We start from the raw sequence: 24,047 nt of genomic DNA on the forward strand, positions 1-24,047 counted from the left end.
AAAATTAATCAAAAAAGCAGGCCGAATGCCTGCTTTAGTTTTATGTTGTAATCCCATTTCGTTATCTAACACGAATTTTCTGACCAGCGTAAATCTTGTTGGCATTCTTGATACCATTCCAAGCTTGCAGCGTCTTAATGGATGTATTAAACCTTTTCGAGATCCCAGACAAAGTGTCACCGGATTTAATGGTGTAATATTGCTTTTTATTCGATGCTGTTGAAGGACTGCCGCTAATCTTTAATTTCTGGCCAACGTAAATCTTATTCGCATCTTTAATGTTATTCAAATTTTGGAGAGCTTTAACGGTCGTGTTGTTTTTCTGTGCGATTTCCGAAAGCGTGTCCCCTTTTTTGACTGTGTAAACTGTCTCCGTTTTAACTGGCTTTTTGTTTGAAACAGGTTTTACAGTAGCAGCTTTTTCAGTTGTCACGGCTACCTGAGCCCGTAACCCGTCACGATAACAAATATTCATATCAACATTCCCAGAAATACCGGCGACCCTTCCACAATCAGAATACTGCCAGATATCTGCATGACGGCCAAGTGTGTTGTTATAACGAGCAACCCATAATGCAAATGGCTTCAGCTTGGATTCGTCAAGGCAATTCTCAAGGAAAGACTTACCGCTGTATATCATGGCGAAGTAACCAGCTTTTTCAACTTCCCGTAAAAAGGCCACTGCTGCATCTGTCAAAACTGATTTACTGACATTCCGCTGATTAACTTCAAGATCAAGCACAAGCGGATACGTGAGATGGACCTTATTTGCAACTGACAAAAAGAACCTGGCCTCTGCCAATGCTTCTGACTTGGAACCGAATCTTGCAAAGTGGTAGGCTCCCGTTTTAATCCCCACAGCGTTAGCACCTGAAATATTCGTTACAAATTTATTGTCCTGTAATGTTGTCCCTTCTGTTGCTTTGATAAAAGCGAATTTAATACCGTCCCCCGCAACTTTCTTCCAATTGATATTACCTTGCCAGTGTGATACGTCGATTCCTTTGATTCCCATTATTAAAATCCTCCTTTAAATTATTAAAAGGCTGCCAGCCGGCAACCTCATTTCGTTAACCCTTTTTGTTTTAGAACTTCTTTTTGCTGCTTTCCTTTGCCAGTGACATAGTTATTTTTGAACCAAGCGACCACAGACGTAATGATGGTGAATGCCGTGGAACCGGCCAAATACAAAGCGTCGGCCAACGTATTCACCTGGTCCTCGCTGATAGGCAAAGCTGCTTTTCCGAACATGATCAATGTCTGGTTTACCAATGCAATAAAAAGAAGCACCGTCCGGACGACCGTGCCTTTGTCGAATGTTGTCATATTGTGTCTTCCTCCTTATTTTTGAATAAAATTAATGAAAAGCGCCGCAATCCCGGAGATCACCAGTGTACAAACCGCTGTGATGATGGCGCCCGTAATGCTGCGCTTAATCCATGTTGTGTTCTCTTCAATCTTGTTGAGCTTGTCATTGATGGACATAATCTGTTGATCGTGTCGATCAGACGCCCTTTCCAGTGTGATGACACGCTGTTCAAGCGTTTTGTGATCGGCCTTCAATTCGGTAATCTCCTGCTTGAAGACGTCCCATTCATTTGTTTGATGCATGTCCTGAAATCCTCCTGTTCTCACATCGTTTTCACCTCCCTCGAGGCAAAATAAAAACACCCTTATTGGGCGCTTGGCATTCCTAAATCCACACTAGTGTCAGGCTTATCATAGCTCCGGCCTGTTATGTCTTCATATTCGGCCGGGGTGATCCACTTAATTTTTACGTACTCCCGCATTTCTTCATCTGTGTAACACCCCCAATCATAGAATTGTTTTATATCGGCAAGAGTGGGATACTTCATGATGCCCCGCCCCCTTTTAACGCTTCAACCTCGGACTGAAGGCGTGCAATTTGTAATGAGAGTAATGCACTTTGTTTTTTCAACAGCTCGGTAGGGTCTGGGTCCGGCTCCGGAGGCTGCAAGCTTTCAATATATTCTTTGGTGGCCGATTCAAACCATTCCCCTTTCGCAGGATCAAATTTTGCTAAGTACATACCGTCAGGCGGCTTTATTTCACAATAAAACTCCGGCAGCTCCGCGTTGTCCTCAACTTGGATTTCTTCTCCCGGCATGTAATTGAATTTCTCATCATATTTATAAAGCCATTTCACTGTCATCCCTCCTAAGCCGCCTTAAATTTAAACCCAAAAGTGATAAACTCATTAGGATTAACCGTGTTTGAACAATATTGAACGCAAACCTTTCCGTCTGTATCTACCAAGGTTCTGTGAAATTGTGGCGCAGACCCCATCCCTGCGCTCGAAGCTACGCCTATGAAATGTGACGGCTGCAATGGCCGGAATCCCTCCGGAAGCTGAAACGCCGAAACGTCAAAACCAACGGTTCCTCCTTTTATAGCCCCTATGATTTCTACTTCTCCGAGAGCGTTTTTGCTGAATCGAACCTTTTGCTCTGTGTCATATTGCCGCCACCCATTTAGCAGAGTCGGGGTTTGCCAGGCAACTACTGTGTCGGCATCCGTAATAAATCTTTTCCAACCCCTAAAGTCACCATTTGTATGGATGGTCGCGAACCACATCTTATTGTTGTAACTTGCTGTGGCTATAATTGTTTTTCTTCCAGAGTTTCCATCCATAATGTCATAATTGAACCATCCAGCATCATTAGGATCGGGGTTATTAAGCAGTCTATTATTGATACCGTAATAAAAACCAGGCGGTAAAGTTAATAAATCAGTACCATCAGGAATAAGGATTCGCACACCATTATCTTGTGTCAATTTATACAGTTGCCCCTTATTCCACTTAGTCCGCTCATCAGCGGTAATATGGCGCACATTATCCGCAGTATGTGCATCAAAATCCGTTTTTGCCGCCTGCTTGACGTTATCGACGTTTGCCAATCCAACCTGAGACTTCGTTACCTTATGCGGATTATCAGTTTTAGCCGCGTGTTCGTCGGTGTAGGCTTTCGCATTCTTCTGTGCGGCATCCGCTTTCTGCTGGGCACCGTCCTTCGTTTCGATATTATTGAGCGTCTCGAACTTCTTCTCCAATTTGGCAAGAAGCTGTTCGGCATCCGCCGCCATTTCCTGAATAACGGCTTTAAGCGTCTCGAAATCTTCGATATAGTATTCAACAATCGGCGCAATGCTTTGATCAACAAGCGCCCTATCGATCACAAACGAAAATTTATGCACACTCATCTTTTGGCCGTTGTCGTAATTGACGTAAAGCTCAGCCTGCACCGTGCCATAATGCTTAACTTGTTCCGGCGTTAAGACATAAAAAATAGCGCCCTTCAGCGCGTCTTCGACTTCTGTATTGACGTAGACCTGGCTGCCGTCAGTAAACCTCATGAATAACTTGGCATGGGTTGCCTTACTTATCGGCAAAGGTACACCGTCCTTTGTCAGATTAAACGACAATTTTGCGGTCCCGATATCTTGCGTACTAAATTGAATATTTGCTGATACACTTCGCTTCACTTGTGCATTGACATCAAAGTGCACAGCCGTATTTTTATAAATCATTGGTTCACCTCCCCTTTCAATTAGCTGCTGCTTTTTGTATTGATTTTTCTAATATAGTCATCTTTTGTTGTCCCGTAATACCCGTTAAAATTGGAATCTCCCTGAACGATGACGCGGCCAGTTCCTTTTGTGTTGGTGACATTCACCTCTGTTGCAGCGTCTTTTACTAAAATGGCAAACGCCTTCTCGACGCCTCGTATCCGGCTATTTTCAATCCGTCCGTCGTATCCATTTTCCACATAAATGCCGCCGCGCCCTCTCGTACTGCTTTGCTCTTTATTGGTATTCATCACATTATTATCTCTCACATCAAAGTGATCGCAGTTTTGAATGAAAATACCGTTGCGGCCAGTGGTGTTAATTTCGTTTCGATCAATAGAAAAGTGATATGATTTCGGCACGGTAGAAGTTTTATCTCTGCTTTTTTCGACGTAGATTGCTTCTGTATCAACACAGGAAACATAATTTCGATCAATAAAGGTGTTGTAACAGCCTTCTATCCACATCCCTCTTCTTCCCCCAAAAATCCGGTTATCAGAGATGAAAGCATTTCTTGCAAAGACTAATTTGATGGCTTGCTCATAGTCATATTCACCAATCTCTTTTGCTTTTAATTTAAAGTAGTTCCCAAAAATACGAATGCCATCGCTCCAGGCGACTTCGTTGTTATATATTTGCCCAAACGATAAGATTCCGTATGACTTGTAATCATAAAAATCATTTCCCTGAATCAAGACGTTTTGTGCATTTTGGGGGCGATTCATTTGGACTCCTGCAGCATTTTTAGAACTTTCAATTCCTCCAGCTGCTTGGGAAATTCGAATACATTCATTATTGCGCTTAAATCGATTGTTTAAAATCTTAACTTCGCCCCATTTAAACGTTCTTACCCCTGCAAATCCACAGTCTTCAATCGTATTGTCAAAGATTGTGATGTTTTTTTGGAAAATATCATAAACAGCATAGTGATTTCCTATTGCAGAACCCCAGCCGCCCAACAACTCAGATTTACCAAAATGATTATGGGCGATATAAACGTTTTGATTAGGGGTGCCGTCAAACGCTCCGAATTGATTGACGCCCATTTCAACAAATTCCCCAAGCTGTATGGCTTCTGAGAAAGGGCGTTTTCCGCTCAAGTCTATGAATCCAAAAAAATTGCTCCTTGTGATCTGGAGATTGTTGATCCCATTGGCATCAATGGCATGGGCGGTAATCGTGTCTTTGAAAGTTACGCGGTCAATCCAAATATTATTTGCATGGCCTAAAATGATTGAGTCCATCGCAGTAGTCGGGTATTTGTCTATATTGGCATAGTTACCGTCTAAAATACCGCCTTCAATAATGATGTTGCCTCTTCCGGAATAGCCTGTGAATTTATCATTCGGCGTTCCATTGGCAAAAAATCCGCCCGCCCAACCTCTAAGTAATACACAGCTTGGAGACATTGTAAATCGGGTGTTCCCATAGATATAAATTCTCTTCTCAATTAAATAAATGCCTTCTGGTATAACAAGCTGGCCTCCACCCTCTCGATGAATTTCATCCAGCGCCTTTTGTATGGCCCAGGCAGATGGGCTTTTTCCGGTCGGGTCCGCACCATAGTTAAGCGCATTTTTAAAGTTAAATCTCGTTTCAATATACTGCCCATCTGCAGCCAGACGGTCCCATAAAGTCGGGTAAATTGTTCCCTTACGATCAACACGCGCGTCAACAACTTCTTTTATGTTCGTCCCATCGGCATTGAGCACTAAATTTCTGGCCCTTGCTTTGGCAGTTTCGATTTCTTGGGATACTGTAAGCCCGCTGCTGTGAGCAATCTGATCAGACGTATGAGCTTTTTTTGATGTTTGATGCGATTGAATCTGTCTTTCTTGCTCATTCAAGCTGTTTTCTATGCTTTGCATATCTGCTCTTAGTTGTGCTTGATAACGGGAATTCCGGGTTTGATCATAGTCTTTTATCAGCCGCTGCATCTCTTTCACTCCTTTTTTGGCAAAATAAAAAACGCCTACCTGAGCGTTTTGAAAAGCTGGTCAATATATCGTTTTTGATCTCTAAGCCTTTTCGCTTGATCCACATTTATGCTTTGGATATCTTTGCGGAAGTTCGCAAACGTCAATTTCGGACTGCTGTATGGGTTCAGAGGGTTGTACTGGATGGACACAAGTCTCACATTATCTTCAAATGTGATACCATCCGCCGTATCAGCCAAGACATGGATGGTGTCGCCTTTCCAGAAATCTTGCTCGATCTCTAAAAGCTTCGGCTCATAGATTTTTTGGAAATCAGCTTCTACCGTCATTTCCGGATATGGATTCACATGCCTTTTTAATGCAGAAATCATACTGCTGGCTTTTTTATAGCGCTCATCCCTGATCGGTTCAGCCCAGCGTGGCTTCCCTTCAATCAAGAATTTCTTTTCGTCTGGATGAATGTATAAAATAGGCTCAAACTCGTACTGAGGGTTTTTGTCATCAGTACTGCTCCCCTTTTTTAAGGCCCCGTATCCCCAGGCACGTGTTGTACTGTTTTGCGAGTTTGTTGTAATTGAAATGCCGGGCATATTATAGCGCGAATCTAGGGTGAAATTAATCCGTTTCCCCATCTTTTTGTAGATATAAATTTTGTAATTATCCACGTCTATTTCAATCCCATAATCCTCAATGATTTCATCCATTAGCTCTGTCGAGTTTTTATCACCGAAATTTTCTTGATCTGCTGATTCAAATTCACTCTCAGGCGTCTTAAAAATATATTTGAAGTCTGTATTCTTCAGCGCAAAATCAAGCGCATCTCTCAATCTTAATTTCTTTGATACAGTTTCATGAATCCTGTTGTTAATAAGCAGCACAGTGAATATGTGGCTTGCTGTAACGGTTTTACTAATAACATTTTTCTCTTGATGAAGTTCGACACCCGTAATGTAATATTTTTGATGTTTAAATTTTTTCTCATCCAGATAAAGTATGTTATCGTCCACCAATAAATCAAATTCTGTGCCGTTCTCCTGCGTTTTTGTGATCGTAAAGGTAAAACTCTTCTTACCTGTCGTATCGTCTGTCAGATCAACTGACACACCCGTTATTTCCACAACCTTTTTTCCGTCTTTTGTTGACACATGAAGCTGTGGGAAATCGGTATCTGACGGCAGATTCTGATTGAGTGTAATGTCTTTCCCGTCATATTCCTTGCTTGGTATTTCTGGATCAGGTATCGGTGTTTCCGGTTCGTCAGGTCCTTCTGGCACCCCACCCACAGTGTCATATTGTGTTAGCTTGTAGGTTTGAATGAGATTATTCAACTTTGTCGCATAATTGGGGTCAGTCGCATAACCAGATTTTACAAGTGCAGCACTCGCCTTCTTGTAATCTTTTTCGCCGACTACAGCTTTATAGTGATTCGGATCCCAGCTCGTTCCGTTCACATACAACTTGGCTAAATCCTGAATCGATTCATACCAAGATGGATATTTTCGAAAGCGAGCTTGTACTTTGGTTGCATTTCCGCTCTTATCATATTCAGTCGTCCACATAAGAACATATTGACCGTTATAAGTCCCCTTGATGCCGAATAAGTTTTTCCCTTTCTGCGCCAGCTCGCTTGTACCCCATCCGCTCTCTAAACAGGCTTGAGCAATAATGAGAGACGCGAGAATATCATACTTTTTATAGACTCTTTGGGCGTCTGGTGCAATTTCCTTTATAAAATCTGTGTTTGCCATATTGCATGCTCCTTACGCGTAGTAGAAACGGGTATCAAATATGATTTCAAAATCATTGGTATTCAAGATTTCAAACTTATTCATTCCTATATCGAGTCCCGGGAGTCTGCCGGATGTTTTGATAGGTGTTTTATTGATCACTGTGTATTGCTTAATAAAAGAAACATGCTGTGATTTTTTTAATTCCTGTTCAATTTTCAGCTTTTCACCATTTGTATGGTTGATGATCGTCACATTTTTTCCGGCCGCCCATAAGGTCACATTGTAGTCATGTTCCAAAGGATTGATATAGGCATCACCAGTGTTATAAACCTGAAACCTCTTTCGATTTTTGAACCTGTATTCCAGATCGTCACGCATTTGAATGTTCATGCCTGGGCTCCAATGCTCAACGTCAAAATTTTGCTTTGTCAGAGAAGTGAATTTCGATTCTTCCAGTCCCGTGATGTTGTTAAATTCAACTGTGAACGTTACAAAGTTTTTCTCCTTTTCTTTTGGGATACTAAAATTTCCATCACAAGTTACCCGAAAACGGAGATTCGGCAATAAATCGGTCGAGATATAATAGGGAAACGGCTTAACTAAAAGCGCGTAAAGCTCCCGTCTAAATTGATAAAAGTTTTCAGCGATGATTGAATTTAAATAAAATTCAACGGTTATTTTTCTTTCTTTATATGTGACATCCCTTGGATGCTGTGGAAGGACAACTCCGTTTATTCTCGGGATGCTAACTGTCTCGCGTTCAATCCCCGGTGCTTCAGGTGTGAAGCTTAAAGGTTCAAAAAAAGGAAGCAGGCTTTTTAAGCTCTGCTCCCCAAGGCCATTATCGTAATCAAGGAATAATTTCACTATCTCACCCCGTTTATAAATGAAGTTCGAGTAAACCGATCCCCGGCTGATTGGTCAATTTTTCTGCCATCAAGATATGTGTTGCTGTCCTTTAATAAAATCTCCTGCAAAAGCTGTACATTTTTATTTAGAAAATCAATTTGCTTTGCCATCATACTGATTTGTTTTTCTTGATTCTTTACAACACGGCTGATGTCTACAGAAAAATCATTAGGCGGTGGTAGCTGCTGTTTGGGCTTTTCCGAAACTTTTTGAAGCAGGAGAAGTGCTTTTGAAATCATCCCATCCTGTAAATCCGGAAGTACGCCAAGTTTGCTACCAATCCGAGCCCATAGCCCAATATTACGCTCCCTGTATGAAGGGTCTTCCGTGATTGTTGTTTCATCATACCCCCGTTCATTTAAAATGGCCCATTTAGCGCCGCCACGACCAGGTGAGATACCTCCTTTTGCATAACCAACATAGCCGCCACCCCGGGCCATTGATTTCAAACCCGGATGATTTGATATATCTCCATAGCGTGCCTTGATATAGTTAATGGCTGCAAGAATGTTGTCTACAGGATTTAAGATGTTATTATGACCCGGAAACTTATAGGCATTGAAAGTGGACGGAATCGTTTGCATCAAGCCCTGACTTGGATGTCCGGCTTTGGCGTTAGAATCCCATAAGTTGATGGCGTTCGGATTTCCGCCGCTTTCCTTCATGGCGATGGTCACAAGCCCTGGAATCCATGAAAGTGGCACCCCTGCTATACCAACAGCCTCTGTAACCCACTTGTTTACGGCTTTCGTTCCACCAGTTCCTTTAAAAGTGGACGACTCTGGCATGACTCCTTTCAGGAATTTAGCTGTCCCATCTTTTAATGTCTTAAGTATACCGGTTCCTAACATATCGATACCTTTTCCTGTTTTGTAGGGGATCAGACCACTAAATAGTTTTTTAATTAATTTTTTTGGTCCGTTAATTATAAAATCCATAGCACTTGAACTAACATCCCCGACTTTATCCACAACACTTTTTCCGAAAGAAATAGCTCCTTTGACCATTTTCTTAGAGCTTTCAGCAGCTTTTTTAAAAAAGTTCCCGACTCCGCCTGCATATCCAGGAATCCCCGAAGCAGCAAGTTTTTTTGACTCATCATGAGGAAGTACAGATGTTCCACGCGGGAGATCCCAGATTTGCGGGCCGCCCATACCGACTACATACGTTCCGATGCCTGGTGTATGGGCTAACTCCCATCCTTCTTCACCGACAAGCGCTTTTCCTCCAGGGTGAAAATCTGTACCTTTCGCATAATTTGCACCAGGCGCAATTTGCATTTTAGAAGTATCTTGATAACCCTTTGGCTTCCATTCCGGAATCTTAATAGGAATATGAAGAAATTCAAAAACGTTATTAATATAGCCAGTGATCTTATTCATTACCCCAGCTAAATCATTTAGATGAATATTCCATTCCTCAAGAATTTCACCTGTCTCCCAATCAACCTGACCAATATGTCCATAAGCTTGAAGCTTTGCCTCCTTGACTACACCTTTATGCGTCTTTTCTGCTTCCTTAATTGTTTTTTTGGCTTGGCTTCTTGCTTTTTCAACAGTGTCATCGTGTTCTTTCTTTGAAATTGTGCCTTTTACATAATACTGATCATCAGCAGCAGCAATAACGGAATCGCGCTGCTTTTCGGCTGCTTTTATTGTTTTTTCTTTTGCTTTATTACTATTTTTCACAACAGCAGCAGCCTGTTTAGCAGATAAGTTAGAGGATTCTTCCTTCAGCTTCCTTGAAATTTTAATTTGCTCGTCCTTGCTTCGAGTAAGAGCCGTCTCCATTTCGGCAAGCATTTTCCCTTGAATGTTTGTAACTTCTTCATATTCTTTATCCGTAAGCTTACGATGTTCTTTTGCGGCGTTTCGATAAATCTTACTAATACGATCTACGTATCCTTGTATTTTCTTTTGTTTTTTTTGGTTTCCAACTTCAATTTTATTTAGAATCTTAGCTGCTTCCTTATCTGAGGTTTTATCATTGGAAGCATAAAATTCCTTTAATACCTTGGTGGCTGAATCAGCGCTTGTTTGGAATCCTTTTTTCAAAGTCTCTCCCATCGTTGTAAACTGTGTTGCGACATCGTCCGCTATTTTCTTGGTGATTTTTGCATTGGTTATACGGAGATATTCAAGCTTAGCCGTGACTTTTGTATTCATATCTTCATAAGCATTCACAGCTTTTGCAGTAGCCTTCGAAACCCCTTTACCAAAGTCAATAGTCGATGGAAGAACCCTTTTCTTCAGGTTGTCATAATAGTTCATACCTGCTTCCGTAAGAAGGGTTACACCTGTAATAGCAAGACCAACTGGACCGCCTAACAAGCTCAATCCGCCACGTAAAAGGCCGACAACTCCTGCTCCTTTTTTGAGAATGTTGAATAGGCCAAAACCGCTTTTTGCTAATTTCATAAAGCCGCCAGCGCCTTTAATTGCATTGGCTCCAACCTTTAAAATATTCCCACCGAATTTTAAGAGCTCAGGAGCAAATGAAAGTATTAGCCCGGCAATTGAACCAACTGGCCCGCCAAACAATCCAAGGCCAACGCCGGCAACACGTGAAGCACCGCCTAGGCCTCGCATGGCTTTAGCACTTCTGCTGGATGATTGTTCAAGCCTCCCGACTCTGGTTGTTGCCAGATTGGCTGACTGATGAAAACGCCCCATTCGTGTGGATGCTGCTGCCGCTGCCGCAGATGTTGTTGTCATTCCTGCAGCCGCTGTCCTGGAAGCTGCGCCCGCTGCAATGGCTTCCGTAGAATAAACGCCAAGGCTGCCCGATGCTTGATTTACATTCCGCGTTAAATAGCCGCCCGCGGTCCGAAGCATATTCCAGCCTGCTGCTACTTTTGGCAAAGAGCCAAGCAACAGTAAGAACGCGCCGCCTAAGAGGGAAAATACAGTGACTGCACCGCCAGTAATCGCAATGGTACTCGCCACAGAAGGGGGCAATGAATCAAACCAGGTTACAAGCTTTGTTAGTCCGTCAGCTGTAGCCCGGATAACAGGCAAGAACTGATTTCCAAAAGTGATAACAGCATTGTTTGTAGCAGATTTCAGATACTCAATAGAGCCAGCCAGGTTGTCCATTTGCTTTTTGGCTACTCTTTCAGCTGTGCCGCCGCTTCCTTCGATTTCCTTTGTGAATTCTTGAATCTTATCTTTTCCCGCGTGCATTAAAGTAATAAATCCAGAAAGAGCATGCTGCCCAGCCAACTGTTTTGCAATTCGAATTTTTTCAGTTTCGGTATAATCTTTTGTTTTCTCATTGATCTGGCCGATAATATCCGCAAGTGGTCGCAGTTTCCCTGTCGAATCGGTTACCTTCAAACCTAATTCATCGATCGCATTTCCGGCTTGTTTTGGTGGAGATGATAAACGGGTCAGTGTAGCTCGCAAAGCTGTTCCTGCCATATCAGCCTTGATCCCGCTATTTGCCATAATGCCTGTCGCTGCTGCTAATTCTTCCATGCTGAGTCCTGCCGTTTTTGCTGCCGGAGCCGCATATTTCATCGTTTGGCCGATCTCTTGCAGGGTGGCGTTTGAGTTGGTGAAAGTATACGCCATGGCATCCGCAACACGGTTTGTATCTTCAGCCTTGATATGAAATTCAGTCAAAATGTCAGAAACGATATCGGCCGTAACTCCAAGGTCTGTTTGACCGGCTGCAGCAGTCGCAAGAAGACCAGGCATAGCCCCAATAATTTGATTTGTTTTATATCCGGCCATCGCAAGATACTGCATACCTTCTGCAACTTGGCCATCAGTATATTGAGTTGTCGCCCCTAAATGACGAGCTGTTTTTGTAAGATCAGCCATCTGGTCGTTTGTCGCATTTGCTAAAGCACCGACACGACTCATCGCTTTTTCAAAATCAGCGGCAGCTTTAACAGTCATTCCAATTCCAAACGATCCCGCTGCACCGAGAGCAGAAAGAGCCTTTCCAGCGGTTGAGGCTGATTGATATACTGCGTTTAACTCTTTAGATACTTCTCCTGAATTGCGCTTAAACACAGAAAAAACACCCGCTGCTCGCCGGGTGCTGTTTGTGGTATTTTCAAATTGTTTTGTTACTCGTTGCAGTTCATTCCCAAGGCTTTGATGAACGGCAATTGCATCATTCAGCCGACGGCCTTGTATCTGTGTTTCTCGATTATCCAGCCCTTTTTCTCTGACCAGCTTATTGTATTTTGCCCGATGCTCATCAACTAAACGGCCTTGTATGCGGTATTTATTATTGAGTCCTTCTATTTGCGATTGAAGAAACTTAGACTGATTGCCCGCAGCTTTATAAACTGCACCAGATGCTTTCATTTCCGAATTCGCTAAACGCATTTGCCGCTTTAAACCTTCGATTCCACGATTAAAGCCAGTATCATCAAGGCCTACTTTAACAATCATATTTCCGATAGGTTGCGCCATATGTATCCACCCCGCTTCCCTGGCATAAACTCAACGAAAAAAGACCGGCGATAAAGCCAGTCTTAGAAAAATACTTGATCAATTGGAACAACTTTTGGTTTATTTTCATGAGCCAGGACTTCTAAGTAATGGTAAATATCCATCTCGTCAATTTCAGTCATGGTCCATCCCTGTTTTAAAAGGGTCGCATATATATCATTGAGCTGTTCTATTCCGTTTTCAACTGTAAGTCCTCCGTTTCCGCTGCTGGCAAAAAATCTTCTTCCTCATCTGGTTCTTCATAGCCCATGATTTCTCCCATAATTCGCCTTACTTCATCGGAAACTTCAAAGGACTGTAATCCTTCTTGAAAATCCTCTAAAGTAAATTGATTGTGAAATACCCGTACAATGAATTTCATACGATCCTCAAGGCTTTTGAGTACTTCTTTAAGATTTTTTGCTTTAGAAGCTGTCTCATCTAACTTTAAGGCTTCAAACAACGTCTTTGTGTTTGTACGGGGAGCAATAAACGTTTTATATTTTCCTTCTTCTTCAAACCATAATTTAATAGAAATATGTTTTTGAGCCATGTTGACTCCTCCTTTATTTTGTTAGATTTAAAAAGAAGCATAGAGCTTCCCTTTATACTGTCTTTCCAATGTCTACGCTGGATTTATTATCAGGGCCTGAGTCCGGATTTTTATAAGCATTGCCAAACACTTTTTCATAAAACTTGTCCAAATTGAAATTCGGTGCGTCCTCATCAGCCAATACTTTATAGGCGTTGTCTTGTTCGCGCTCCATAAATTCAGCAGAAAGTTTGACCGTCTGAAAATCAGTCTTTTCTTCTTTTGTTTTCCATTCATCATCCGGAAGAGAAAAACGCCCTTTCACTAAGCCTACATGGCGATTCTTGCCGTTGGCTTTTGGCCCATAGAAAGACATAGCAACCCATGGCGCGATAACATTCTTTTTGAACATATAGATCCCGTCTGTTTCTTCTATCCCAAACAATTCCTCCAAAATTTCCATTGGCAGATCCCGCATTTCAAGCTCCAATTTTGTGGAACCAGTCGTGACAGCCATATCCACCAGTTTGTTGTCTGCATACTGCTTTTCTGTTGATGTTTCCGTATTGACCTTCGCGTTAATTGCGTAAGGGTAATCAATAATTTTTGTAGCCACATAAAAGCCATTTTCCTTTTTTAAAGGCGCAAATTTAACGCCTTCCAATCCGGTAACTGAACTGTATTCAGGCATTCTAAAACCTCCAATTATATTAAAATATTGGCCTCAAATCGGCGTCCCTTCCGAATAAGACCCTCATCTTTTAAAAAGTCATTGATTAAAATTCCTGTTTGAAAATCCATTCGATTCATGACCCCTATAACGGCAGCCAAAATCTGATCGCAGGATGAATCGTTGTATACATCAATTTGATAGACAGCGCTGTCCTTGATCGGCTTTCCATCAGCCCACTTGGTAGTTCTGTAGTCCAATTCCTGTACGACGATATAAGCTGGTTTGCTTTTGATGCCAATCGGCACCGCAAGTTCAAAAATGTTTGCAGGATCAGCCAATAATAAAAGCGCCGGATCAGTTTCCAGCGCTTCAAATACTTTATTTTTTAATTGCAAAGCTCTTTCCGCTACATTCATAGCTTGTACCCTCTTTTTATAACGCTTGCCATCGCCTGAAGCATCCTCTCATTGGCACTTAGCATACTCCGCTGAATAGACGGGTTAGCCGGCTGATGAATGGTTCCGAATTCAGGCAAGTGGACACGGAACTTCGTATCTTTTGTAGGACCAACCACTGCATATATCTCACCATCGGGATCCTTTCTCGTACGATTACCAACGATAATATCTTCATCAATGTGGGGATGGCTCCCCCCAATATTAGAACGGGGAGCATTCTTTTTAATTTCCTTCGCAAGAATCGCGCCACCAGCTTTTACAGTGGCTTTATTTATCGATTCATTTTCCCTTGCAAGAGAGCTTAAATATGAATCTAATTCTTTAAAGCCCTGCATTTCCATTTCGATCTTCATTATTCCACCGCCTTTGCCCTAATCATGGTGAAATTTTTCCGGGAATAGTTCGGTATGATAGATTCAATTTCATACAATTGATTCTGAAAAAGAATCCGCATATGTTCGTCGATATCCTCGCGGTGTCGGATCGTAAATTTTATTGTCTTCTCCTTCTGCACCGCGGCCGCCGCGTAATATTCCCGACCTTTTAGCCCTTCGGCTTTTGCCCAGCATTCAACGACCGTTTCATAGTCACCTTCCACAGGAAGACGGCCGCCTTCTTTTTTCTTTTGAAACTTTATCCGGTACCTCATGTCATTCAGCATTGGAATCAGTCTCCGGAACCGTATATTTTAATTGATTGATCAACGTTGTCAGAACTCCATCAAGATTTGAAGTCGTGCCGGCCACTTCCCGGTTTTCATACCAATGCGTAACAAAAGCCTTTACACACATATCAGCCCGCGCTGAATTATTAGGAAACTCCAACCCGGTTGCAGCTGTAATGTATTCTTTTGCAGAAGCGATAAACCCAAGAATTAAATCATCCTCCAGATCACCATCGACCCGGAGGAATTTTTTCGCCTCTTCAAGCTCTTTTTGTTCCATTTCAGTCATAGGGCATCACCTATCCTTCGTTAGCTAGATGTTCCGCCACCTTTAATTCATCAATTTGCTTTTGTAAACCATCTAAAACAGCCTTTACTTCGCTGTTTAAGTTGTCCAACATGACGCTGCCGGTTCCGAGGTTGTTGCTTCTAACAGACTTGTCCGCAAGCATTTCATGTAGGATACTTTTCTCCCCAATGTCAGCCGGATCACCTTTATCACCTTTCGGACCTTGGGGTCCTGGCTCTCCCTGTGGACCTTGCGGGCCGGTATCTCCTTTGTCCCCTTTTGGCCCTTGAGGTCCCTGCGGCCCAGGTTCCCCCTGCATTCCCTTAATGTACAAAGGATTATCCTCGCTGTTTCCTTTCAAATAAACCGGTGTTACCGGCTTTCCTGTACCGTCGTCCTCTGCAGAAGTATAGACTCCGTTACTTTGGTTTAAAAATTGATCTGCCATATCTCATCATCCTTTTCAATTTTTTTATTTTCCAACGTCAACTGATTTATCTTCTGTGTTATTGGTACTTGGAGTTTCATTGTCAGGAACGGCATCTTTAATAGATGAAAATTCTGCATAGACCACCGCATCAGTATCCCAAAGAACGACGTCCTCACGTTCAATGATTCGCATATCTGTAGAGTTACGATAGAATGCTTTACCACCGACATTTGTCGTTAAAATGGAATATTGCTGACGATCAAAGAGTTTGACAGCTTCTTTAAGATCTCCAATGATTAATGGATATTTTGGAGTCGTTTTTGTACCGCCGTTTGGCAAATACTTATCAGAAATGACGGATACCGGCTTACCGAACAATAATTTTTTAGTTGGATCAGTAGGGTTCGGCTGAAGCAAGTAACGGCCGAAAGCGTCTTTCAGTTTATCTAACACGTTAAATCCCGATTGGTTCGTGACAACCTTAGTCGTGGCATTAATAGCCGGATCAAGTTTGACATTGAGAATGTCTTTAATGTCGTCCTGTTTCGATATTGTCGTTTTCGCAAGTGAACCCAATTGTTCAAGAATCAATGTATTGCGGGTTACAGCCGATTTTTTAGCGAGCCAATTGGAGAGATACTCCAAAAGCGCCTCTTGAGTATCCGCAAGTAAATCATTTGAGAGGACCAAAATCCCTGCATAGTCTTTAATGCTATACTTTATGTTTTCAAATTTAGGGTTCTCTAATTCTTCAATATCTGCTAATTCCTCAAGATTTACTAACGGGGTGATATCCGCTAGTTTTTCAAGAACCCTTGACCCTTTGTTTGTTGATACCGGAATGACATCGACTAGATTTGCCAACGTATCAAATTGACGTCGTTTTTCATTTATTTTCGTGGAGATATCCTGCGGTACAATAAGCCCGCCGTCCTCATCCACACCTTCTTTCATCGCGGCAAGAGGCTGTGGTACTTTGCCTGTTCTAAGGGCAGATGCAAAAAGCTGAACATGATTTTTCGCATCTGTTTTGGCGATATCATCCGTTGGCTGTTGCGGGTTCTTTGCCTCTGGATCATGCTGCGGCTCTTCTTGTGCATATGAAACCTGCATGTTTCGTAAATCCTCATATGTTTGAATTTGATCTTTAATTTGTTGAGCCTCTGCAAGTAGTTTTTTGGCTTCATCAAGTTTGCCCTCATCGGTCAATGCTTCAATGTCTGTACGTTTTTCCGCCAAGGCTTGGCGCAACTCCCGTTCTTTTTTAGACATTCCGCCACCGGCGAAAAATTGAATATCGAGTTTCAAAGGTTTTTTCTGCTTCAATAGGCTTTTTTGTTTCGATAGCTTTTTCAAATGCTTGTCCTCCTTAAAAATGGCATAAAAAAAGAACCCTTAAAGATTTAAGAGTTCAAGTTTCATAGTGATCTTTTGTTTTAATACTTCATCCGGCTTAGTTTCTTCAGCCGGACTTCCAGCAGCGGATTGAGCAACAATTTTGCCCGGAACATGTTTAAAATGTGCCAGTACCTGATGATCAATGCAGGCTGCTACATCCTTTGATTCTGAAACCATATCGATCAAGCCATAATTTAAAGCTTCATCGGCGGTGAGCCAGGTTTCCTCATCCAGAAGCTGGCGTAAAGTCCCGTCGTCCAGTTTGTCTCCTGCTTTCGCAAGATATGTGGAAACGATACTTTCAGTAATTTTGTCCAGATCATCGGCAGCCTTCCGGAATTCCGCTGCATTCCCGACCATCCCCATGTATGGGTTGTGAATCATCATCATGGCGTTACTTGGCATCGTGATGATGTCCCCCGCCATTGCAATGACAGAAGCAATACTTCCAGCCAGTGCATCCACATAGACATTGATTTTTGCCTTGTGACGCTGAAGCATCGAATGAATAGCCTGCCCCTCGAAAACATCCCCACCGGGCGAATTAATGTACAAATCAATAGAGCTCACGTCACCTAAACTTTTCAACTCAGCCTGAAAGGCCTTGGACGAGCTCTCGCTAAACCATCCTTCGCCAGTAATAGAACCGTAAAGCGTGATTTCAGCAGTCGAATCATTCAGAACCTTCATGTTCCAATACTTGTTTTTCTTCTTCTGTTCCGTTGCCATCACCCCCTTTCAGGCGATTTGAAGACCGTTTGACCTTGCTAAGTTGATACTCTTTCATAATTGAAAGGGGAACAAGGTTTAAGTTTCCATAATGCTCATCGCCGATCTCCCCGATACCTGTCATGTCCTCTTTTTGAAGAATAGTATTGACGCTAAAGGCGCCTACGCTTTGCATCGTTTTATAAAATTCAGCACGTGATTTACTATCCCCGCGAAGCTCTGATTCCAGGTTAAATTTAAAGTAATAGCCTGCTCCCCGCTGCTTCTCTGTCAAAACCTTATCGTTTAATTCTTGTTCAATATTTGTGACGATTGGCTGTAAAGTGGTTTTGACATAATCTAAGGATTGTTGCTCAATATTTGAAAATGTCGCCCGATCAAGCTCACCTATTTTATGAGGCGGCACCTTATAAATCGATGCAATCTGCTGGCGGTTCCATTTCATCGACTCTATAAATTGGGCATCCTTCATAGGCATTGTTACTTGTGAATAATCGAGCCCTGCGTCTAAAACTGCAATAGACTGCCCCGCATTCACCCGCTCCCAGTCTTCCCTAAGAATTTGTTTACTTTTTCGGTCTAAAAGGGTCGGCGCTTTTACAACGCCAAACGGTGCGCCGCCATTCTTGTAAAATTTCGCATTAAATTTTGTGGCAGCTCTATTTGACCCTATATTGTCCCGAATAACTGAAATCGGGGTTTGACCTACAATTCCATCAAGAGACAGGTTTTTAAAATGCAGTACCTCTTCGTAAAAAAATTCACGGTACTTGCCGTCAAGTGTGGTTGAATACCATACCCGGCCGTTATTTGGATCAATATTCGTATTTGTCGCTTCAGGATCTAATGGTCTGATCCCCGTCACATTTCCGTCTTTATCAAAAAGTAAAAGGTTGTAGCTGTTTCCCCAAGTGCAAAGCCTTGTAACCAAAAGCCGCTTCCACACAAAGCTTGTCATATAGTCATTGACTTTGTTCAGAATGATATCGCTGACTTTATTTTGAACCTGTTGTATGTTTCCATTTTGATTCTGAAAAAGTTTAATCGGCAGTTTCGCAATATCATCCGCCAAAACAATCACACAGGCATATACATCCGGATGAAGAACGGCCGTTTTTGTTGATACCCTTTCACCAGATGCGCTTTCAGATCCAGCAAAAATATTTTTGAACCAATCAACCGGATGGAGAAGGGAACCGCTATCCTCTTCAGCAATTTCATTTTTTATTCCGCTCTTTAAACAGCTTAATAGCATCTATTTCCCTCCCTCATCCTTATTTTTTTGACGAACAAATCCTGCCAAGCTGGCAAGAGAAAATAAAAAAACACCGGTTGCAATTAAACCCGCGTTTACGTTCATCCGATATATTGCTATTGAAATGAATACCATGCCTGCGATGAGCAAGATATCCTCTAAAATCAACTGCAAGAATCTTAAAAATTTCAGCATTCCCACCCCCTACAGGCTGAACGATCCGGATTGTATATAAGCGTTTAAATCAACGGCCGTATCAATTTGAGATGCCCGCACGTGTGCATTGATAAGCGCAGCCGCCGGGTCAATCCGTTGTGTTGACTTTGACTTGTCCAGCATTATGTTTTCTTGGGCATCTACTTTTGTAACGGCATTCCCCATGGCCCATGTCAGCAGATCATTTTTATTGTGAATGATCTTCTTGGCCTTTACTTTTTCACGGAAGTCTTTCGTTGGTTCAGATAATGTGGCAACACCCTGCCGAATTTCAACCATCACATATCCGTCCGCCTCCATCTGTTGGGCAAATTGAGTAGCATTATACGGATCGTAACCAATTTCTTTGATTCGCCACCCTTTCTCTTTCTCCATTTTTTTAATGTAGGTTCTGATATAGTCATAATCGACAACAGCGCCGTCCGTAACGGTTAGCCAGTTCTTATCCCTCCACAGATCATACGGGACGTTATCAGTCTTGATACGCTCATAAAATGTATCTTCTGGCATAAAACCGTGACTCTCTACAGCAAAGCTCCCATTATCCAATGGGAAAATAAACGAGACAGCTGTCAGGTCAATTCGTTTTGACAAGTCAATCCCTACATAGCACTCACGGCCGGATAGATTAGGGAACTGATCAGATCCGCAATCCTTCCAAGCCTGCATATCCATGTATCCACCGTCGCGCATATTAACCCAAACATTCATATTCTTGGTCAGGAAATCCCTCATCTTTTCAGGAACAGCCAGAGCCATTTCAAGACGATCTCGCAAATATTTTTTCCCAACTTCATGAGAAGCTAATATCGGATTAGCCTTTATCCAATTCCTTTCATCCTTTATGTCATCGTCTTTATCTATTTCGTTCACCATGACAAAATACTGTTCATTTGTCTCTACTTTGTTTGGATCGAGAAGACGTGAAACATAATCATACTCCACACGATAGGCCGGATTGTTTAACTCGTGCCCCGCTGTCGTGATAATAACCATGATCGGCTGCGTTCTTGCGCCCATCCCCGACTCCAGGATATCGTAAATCTCTGACGTTTTATGAGCATGATATTCATCGATTATGCCGCATTGCGGGTTAAATCCGTCACCGGTCTTCCCTGCATCTTTAGATAAAGCTTTGATGGTTGAATTTGTTTTTGGGTGTTCAATGGTGCTGTATGCAATCCTGTATTTTTGCTCAGGTTTGTTTAGAAGTTCGCACCCTTCTATTTGGGCTTTTATCTCCTTCCAACATATTTGAGCCTGCTCCGTCTTTGTTGCCCCTATATAAACTTCAGACATTTTCTCATTGTTTGCCATTGCTTCATAGGATGCAACACATGCTAGACTCTGAGTCTTTGCATTTTTACGGCCAACCTGCCAATACACTTTTGTAAAACGGCGGTATCCTGTATCTTTATGAATCCAGCCATAAACATTACCGAAAATAAAGATTTGAATACGATCTGGAACTATGTTTTCACCAGCTAATGGCCCTTTTGTATGTTTGAATTGCGTCATCCAGTAAAGAAAGCGACGGGCTTTTTCATCGTCAAACACGTAAGGAAACTCTCTTGTTCCTTCTCTTTTAATATCATTTAAAAACCGCTGACAAGCCCATATATGCTTTTCGCACGCAACAATCTCGCCCGATATCACATCGCGCGAGTAATCAATCATAAACTGTTTAATTGTATTCATACATTACTAAACTCCTTTTCTGCTAAAGTCTTCTCCCGTTCTTCCTGGGTTTTCGTGATCGCGAGCTTGGCACGTGCAGACGGTGTGAGTCCGAAATCATTAGCAGCCGATTTCATTTGATCATAGAAGTTTTTCTGTCGTTTCAGTAGGGGATGCTCTTCTCCAATCAACTTGACCGGCTTCCCGTTTTCACCTTGACCCTCTGTATGAATCATGATGCCGTCTTCCTCAATAATTTTTGTAATAGAAATGTACTGAGAATAGGCATTACAATAGGCGGCTAACATGCTGATATCCGCCTCCGTCATAATTTCCACCTCAGATAAAAGAGCAGCAATCCGCTTAAATTCTTTTTTAGCCACCTTATCCAGCCAGGTAGGCGGTTTGATATTTTCAGAGCGCATTTTCAACTTTTTTTCATGTTTGGCCCTGGCTGCAAGCTCTTTCGTATTCTTTTTATTTGGATTGCCCTGTATTAATTGAAGGGCTGCGGATTTTGCAGGTCTCGGCATGTTTTTCACCTCATTTCTATTAAAAAAATTGCAATTTTGCGCTTGTTTTTTCTCAATCTCATGCTATGATGAAAGCAACAACAAAACCAGTCATATCAAGCCCTCTCGGCAAATGTGCCGGGAGGGTTCTTTGCGTTTTTGGAAACTTTGAAAAGCGGTGTTTGTTTGCAGAAGATGGGGCGCCGTTCCCGGGGCGGTTGCTTCCCAAGGATTTTCATAGGGGGGTATCCCTACTTGACCGACTTGCTTCGGTCGCCGTGAACCTTGTTATGGCAAGCATTGCAGAGACTTTCAAGGTTTGAAAAGTCTAAACGCTTGGACCAGTCCTGCTTCACCTCCACAATATGATGGACCATGTCGGCAGGAGTGAATCGATGTTCTCTCAAGCATCGCTGGCAAAGACGATTGTCTCGAAGCAAAACAAGTTCTCTTGTTCGTTTCCAATCTGTTGATTTATAAAAACTTGTTAATGTTTTGTTTCTTGAATGTTTGTTGTAATGTTTCGTTTCCTCCTGCTGGACGTGCTTATGGTCAGGGCAGTAGCCCTCTCGGGTAAGGGCCTTACACCCATAGGCCTTGCACTCCCTTAATGGTTTAGGCGGCATTGTAATCCTCCTTCAGTTTCAAACACTTATTGATTCAGATCTTCATTTGCTTGCTCGACTAAAGGCTGCATAAGTAGGCCAATACGCTCCTTTAAATTGAAATACTCTGTCAAAAGGCGCTCGGCTTTCTTTAGCCTCTTGGCTTTCGCATATTGGTTCTTTACACCTCTAATACGCTTTTGGAGGACTCTAATTTGTGGGGTAGTCACAGAAAACACGGCCCTATGCTGGCAGGCGGGGCATTGAATATACCCAATTTCAACGCCATTCTCCCTTTTCTCCTCTCGCAATAAAACTCCATTAACCTCACCGCAATGCTTGCATTTCGATTCCATTTGGATCATCTCCCTCAAATAAAAAACGCCCTCTCGTTTGGGAAAGCGCCTGGTATATTCTTTCTAAACCGGGCCCACACTCAGAGGCTCTCATTGGCCGCCAATCGTTTATTCTGAGATTTACTGGACCCGGTTTACAGAGAACATAAAAAAGCACCCAGTTGGGTGCTATATATGATGATGCACTGTAAACCATACAGTCATTGTTTAATCCCACTAGTTACAACATGGTTTACCACAATGAGTATGAGAGTGTGTAACAGGATCGTAACTAGAATAAGTGTGTGGATATTGATGCACATGCTGGAAATGCTTATGATGCACATTTGTTATATGCTGCGGATGAATATGCGGCACAATTGTTTTAGAAAAAGTATGAGTTTGACAACAATTAGTCGGGTGTACAATTGGCGGCATCACATTTGGTTTGCAATGAAACATGACTAAGCTCTCCTTTCATTCATTGATCATATTCATTATTAAACTATGATAAACAGTGTATACATGTACCATTACAATCACCCATATTTGTCCGATCGAGTACTATCCACAGCCTAAATCAAAAAAAGCATCCTCAAAAATTTTTTAAGGATACTTAAACTGAAAGGAGAGAAGTTATTATGATTTCGATCCATATTTGCAGCTTGTCTATTCGAATTCATTCAAAAAAACAAGAAGCATCCTTCAGGATACCTCTTGAAAAAAGGGGTAATTCTCGATGTATTTTATTTTATGCAATAAATTTTAAAAAATAAACTTGTCTACTCGCTTAATACCATAATACTCGATAGTCCAGTCTTGGACTGTCCTCTTATCTTAGTTGTACAATTCCTCCTTACGCTAAACGCTTATTCAAATTTGCGCCTTACACATACTTCGGTAGGAAGCCAAGCATTGTAAGGCAGCATGTCCAAAAAACATACTTCATATAATCTCCCGATTCCAAAGCCGCAAGACTAGCGCGATCCGGCTCAGAATGCTCCTCCCGTTTGGCTTCATTCTTCATCGCCTTAATTTGAGTATCCGAATTCACCTTGATAAGGGAATGGTGCGTATCCCGTTATTTCTTGATAAGTAAATCTTATCGATAAATTACGCATAAAAATTCCCCCTCTTTATCCCCCCGATTATCGGAAAAATGTCGGGATTTTGTCGGGTTTTTCTCGATGAAAAAAGCACTCAGATAATTCCGAGTGCTGTTGCAATACGGCAGATTGCCCGCTGCTTTATTTCATAATAGGTATCCTTTTTCATGCCGAGTTCCATATAAATATTGATGTCTTTCACCCTGGCAGCCGTCAGGTATTTCTTTTCGATAATCAAACGTTCTTCATCGTCCAAGCTGTTTTGTAAAGCCCGTTCCATCTGTTTGACTTTGAGTTCATTAACGGTAAATGAATCCCGGAGGGAAGGGAAAATGTTAAAGCCGGCAGATGAACATTCTTTTTTATTCTCTAATTGGACTTTGAGCGCGCGGTAATTTTTCAATTCTTTGATGACTATTTTCCGGACGGCTTTTTCGTCCACATCATCGAGAAAAGATAGCTGTTCCTTTGACATCCTTTCCCTCCATTCGTTCATTTTTCTTTTTCCCATTCCTGAATCCGTCTTTCTGCAATCTCCATCCAGATGAATGAAGCGGCA

The 24,047-nt window shown here is 42.1% G+C and carries 27 protein-coding genes; all 27 read right to left on the reverse strand.

What is annotated here, in order from left to right:
• Positions 1–61 precede the first annotated feature (61 nt).
• On the reverse strand, positions 62–1,015 hold the full coding sequence (locus MKY62_RS17825) for a glycoside hydrolase family 25 protein (RefSeq protein WP_003185317.1): 954 nt from the start codon (positions 1,013–1,015) through the stop codon (positions 62–64).
• A 47-nt stretch (positions 1,016–1,062) separates the two neighbouring features.
• Positions 1,063–1,326, reverse strand: coding sequence for a phage holin (locus MKY62_RS17830; protein ID WP_011197884.1), 264 nt, complete (start codon positions 1,324–1,326; stop codon positions 1,063–1,065).
• A gap of 15 nt (positions 1,327–1,341) precedes the next feature.
• Positions 1,342–1,611: a hemolysin XhlA family protein gene (locus tag MKY62_RS17835; RefSeq protein WP_009329192.1), complete on the reverse strand. Its 270-nt coding sequence runs from the start codon at positions 1,609–1,611 to the stop codon at positions 1,342–1,344.
• A gap of 62 nt (positions 1,612–1,673) precedes the next feature.
• A complete protein-coding gene (locus MKY62_RS17840) occupies positions 1,674–1,856 on the reverse strand; it encodes an XkdX family protein (protein WP_011198303.1) in 183 nt (60 codons plus the stop codon).
• Entirely contained in the window at positions 1,853–2,167 is a 315-nt protein-coding gene (locus tag MKY62_RS17845; protein WP_016886558.1) for a hypothetical protein, read from the reverse strand. The genes MKY62_RS17840 and MKY62_RS17845 overlap by 4 nt, the downstream gene beginning before the upstream one ends.
• Before the next feature lie 11 nt (positions 2,168–2,178).
• Entirely contained in the window at positions 2,179–3,549 is a 1,371-nt protein-coding gene (locus tag MKY62_RS17850; protein ID WP_016886557.1) for a phage baseplate upper protein, read from the reverse strand.
• A 20-nt stretch (positions 3,550–3,569) separates the two neighbouring features.
• Positions 3,570–5,525 (reverse strand): right-handed parallel beta-helix repeat-containing protein, encoded by a 1,956-nt coding sequence (locus tag MKY62_RS17855; protein WP_016886556.1) that lies wholly within the window; start codon positions 5,523–5,525, stop codon positions 3,570–3,572.
• Positions 5,526–5,560: 35 nt separating this feature from the next.
• Positions 5,561–7,273 carry a phage tail protein gene (locus MKY62_RS17860; RefSeq protein WP_016886555.1) on the reverse strand — a complete coding sequence of 571 codons (1,713 nt, stop codon included), beginning with the start codon at positions 7,271–7,273 and terminating at the stop codon, positions 5,561–5,563.
• A 12-nt stretch (positions 7,274–7,285) separates the two neighbouring features.
• Positions 7,286–8,122: a phage tail family protein gene (locus tag MKY62_RS17865; protein ID WP_016886554.1), complete on the reverse strand. Its 837-nt coding sequence runs from the start codon at positions 8,120–8,122 to the stop codon at positions 7,286–7,288.
• The gene (locus MKY62_RS17870; RefSeq protein ID WP_016886553.1) at positions 8,122–12,591 is read right to left on the reverse strand and encodes a phage tail tape measure protein; all 4,470 of its coding nucleotides are present in this window, start codon (positions 12,589–12,591) and stop codon (positions 8,122–8,124) included. The genes MKY62_RS17865 and MKY62_RS17870 overlap by 1 nt, the downstream gene beginning before the upstream one ends.
• 208 nt (positions 12,592–12,799) lie before the next feature.
• Positions 12,800–13,162, reverse strand: coding sequence for a hypothetical protein (locus tag MKY62_RS17875; protein WP_003185339.1), 363 nt, complete (start codon positions 13,160–13,162; stop codon positions 12,800–12,802).
• 52 nt (positions 13,163–13,214) lie between these two features.
• Positions 13,215–13,832, reverse strand: a complete 618-nt coding sequence (locus tag MKY62_RS17880) for a major tail protein (RefSeq protein ID WP_016886552.1) — start codon at positions 13,830–13,832, stop codon at positions 13,215–13,217.
• A gap of 14 nt (positions 13,833–13,846) precedes the next feature.
• A complete protein-coding gene (locus tag MKY62_RS17885) occupies positions 13,847–14,230 on the reverse strand; it encodes a hypothetical protein (protein ID WP_003185344.1) in 384 nt (127 codons plus the stop codon).
• Positions 14,227–14,625, reverse strand: coding sequence for an HK97-gp10 family putative phage morphogenesis protein (locus MKY62_RS17890; RefSeq protein WP_016886551.1), 399 nt, complete (start codon positions 14,623–14,625; stop codon positions 14,227–14,229). Before MKY62_RS17890 ends, MKY62_RS17885 begins: the two co-directional genes overlap by 4 nt.
• The gene (locus MKY62_RS17895; RefSeq protein ID WP_016886550.1) at positions 14,625–14,933 is read right to left on the reverse strand and encodes a phage head closure protein; all 309 of its coding nucleotides are present in this window, start codon (positions 14,931–14,933) and stop codon (positions 14,625–14,627) included. The genes MKY62_RS17890 and MKY62_RS17895 overlap by 1 nt, the downstream gene beginning before the upstream one ends.
• Positions 14,923–15,225 carry a head-tail connector protein gene (locus MKY62_RS17900; protein ID WP_016886549.1) on the reverse strand — a complete coding sequence of 101 codons (303 nt, stop codon included), beginning with the start codon at positions 15,223–15,225 and terminating at the stop codon, positions 14,923–14,925. Before MKY62_RS17900 ends, MKY62_RS17895 begins: the two co-directional genes overlap by 11 nt.
• Positions 15,226–15,235: 10 nt before the next feature.
• On the reverse strand, positions 15,236–15,673 hold the full coding sequence (locus MKY62_RS17905; RefSeq protein ID WP_029326520.1) for a collagen-like protein: 438 nt from the start codon (positions 15,671–15,673) through the stop codon (positions 15,236–15,238).
• Positions 15,674–15,697: 24 nt separating this feature from the next.
• The gene (locus MKY62_RS17910) at positions 15,698–16,981 is read right to left on the reverse strand and encodes a phage major capsid protein (protein WP_025805204.1); all 1,284 of its coding nucleotides are present in this window, start codon (positions 16,979–16,981) and stop codon (positions 15,698–15,700) included.
• A 69-nt stretch (positions 16,982–17,050) separates the two neighbouring features.
• A complete protein-coding gene (locus MKY62_RS17915; RefSeq protein ID WP_016886547.1) occupies positions 17,051–17,782 on the reverse strand; it encodes a head maturation protease, ClpP-related in 732 nt (243 codons plus the stop codon).
• Positions 17,727–19,037, reverse strand: a complete 1,311-nt coding sequence (locus MKY62_RS17920) for a phage portal protein (protein WP_016886546.1) — start codon at positions 19,035–19,037, stop codon at positions 17,727–17,729. Before MKY62_RS17920 ends, MKY62_RS17915 begins: the two co-directional genes overlap by 56 nt.
• Entirely contained in the window at positions 19,038–19,229 is a 192-nt protein-coding gene (locus tag MKY62_RS17925; RefSeq protein WP_035316082.1) for a DUF1056 family protein, read from the reverse strand.
• Positions 19,230–19,241: 12 nt separating this feature from the next.
• Entirely contained in the window at positions 19,242–20,951 is a 1,710-nt protein-coding gene (locus tag MKY62_RS17930) for a terminase TerL endonuclease subunit (protein WP_016886544.1), read from the reverse strand.
• Positions 20,948–21,463 carry a phage terminase small subunit P27 family gene (locus MKY62_RS17935; protein WP_011198313.1) on the reverse strand — a complete coding sequence of 172 codons (516 nt, stop codon included), beginning with the start codon at positions 21,461–21,463 and terminating at the stop codon, positions 20,948–20,950. The genes MKY62_RS17930 and MKY62_RS17935 overlap by 4 nt, the downstream gene beginning before the upstream one ends.
• A gap of 230 nt (positions 21,464–21,693) precedes the next feature.
• Complete coding sequence (locus tag MKY62_RS17940; RefSeq protein WP_011198314.1) at positions 21,694–22,068, reverse strand: HNH endonuclease; 375 nt, start codon at positions 22,066–22,068, stop codon at positions 21,694–21,696.
• Between the two features lie 26 nt (positions 22,069–22,094).
• The gene (locus MKY62_RS17945) at positions 22,095–22,403 is read right to left on the reverse strand and encodes a hypothetical protein (RefSeq protein ID WP_016886543.1); all 309 of its coding nucleotides are present in this window, start codon (positions 22,401–22,403) and stop codon (positions 22,095–22,097) included.
• A 216-nt stretch (positions 22,404–22,619) separates the two neighbouring features.
• Positions 22,620–22,844 carry a spore coat protein CotD gene (gene cotD, locus MKY62_RS17950; RefSeq protein ID WP_006637235.1) on the reverse strand — a complete coding sequence of 75 codons (225 nt, stop codon included), beginning with the start codon at positions 22,842–22,844 and terminating at the stop codon, positions 22,620–22,622.
• A 738-nt stretch (positions 22,845–23,582) separates the two neighbouring features.
• Positions 23,583–23,963 (reverse strand): ArpU family phage packaging/lysis transcriptional regulator, encoded by a 381-nt coding sequence (locus MKY62_RS17955; RefSeq protein WP_009329244.1) that lies wholly within the window; start codon positions 23,961–23,963, stop codon positions 23,583–23,585.
• Between the last annotated feature and the right edge of the window lie 84 nt (positions 23,964–24,047).

This window comes from Bacillus sp. FSL R7-0646 (genome assembly GCF_037969865.1).
GTDB classification, from domain to species: domain Bacteria; phylum Bacillota; class Bacilli; order Bacillales; family Bacillaceae; genus Bacillus; species Bacillus licheniformis.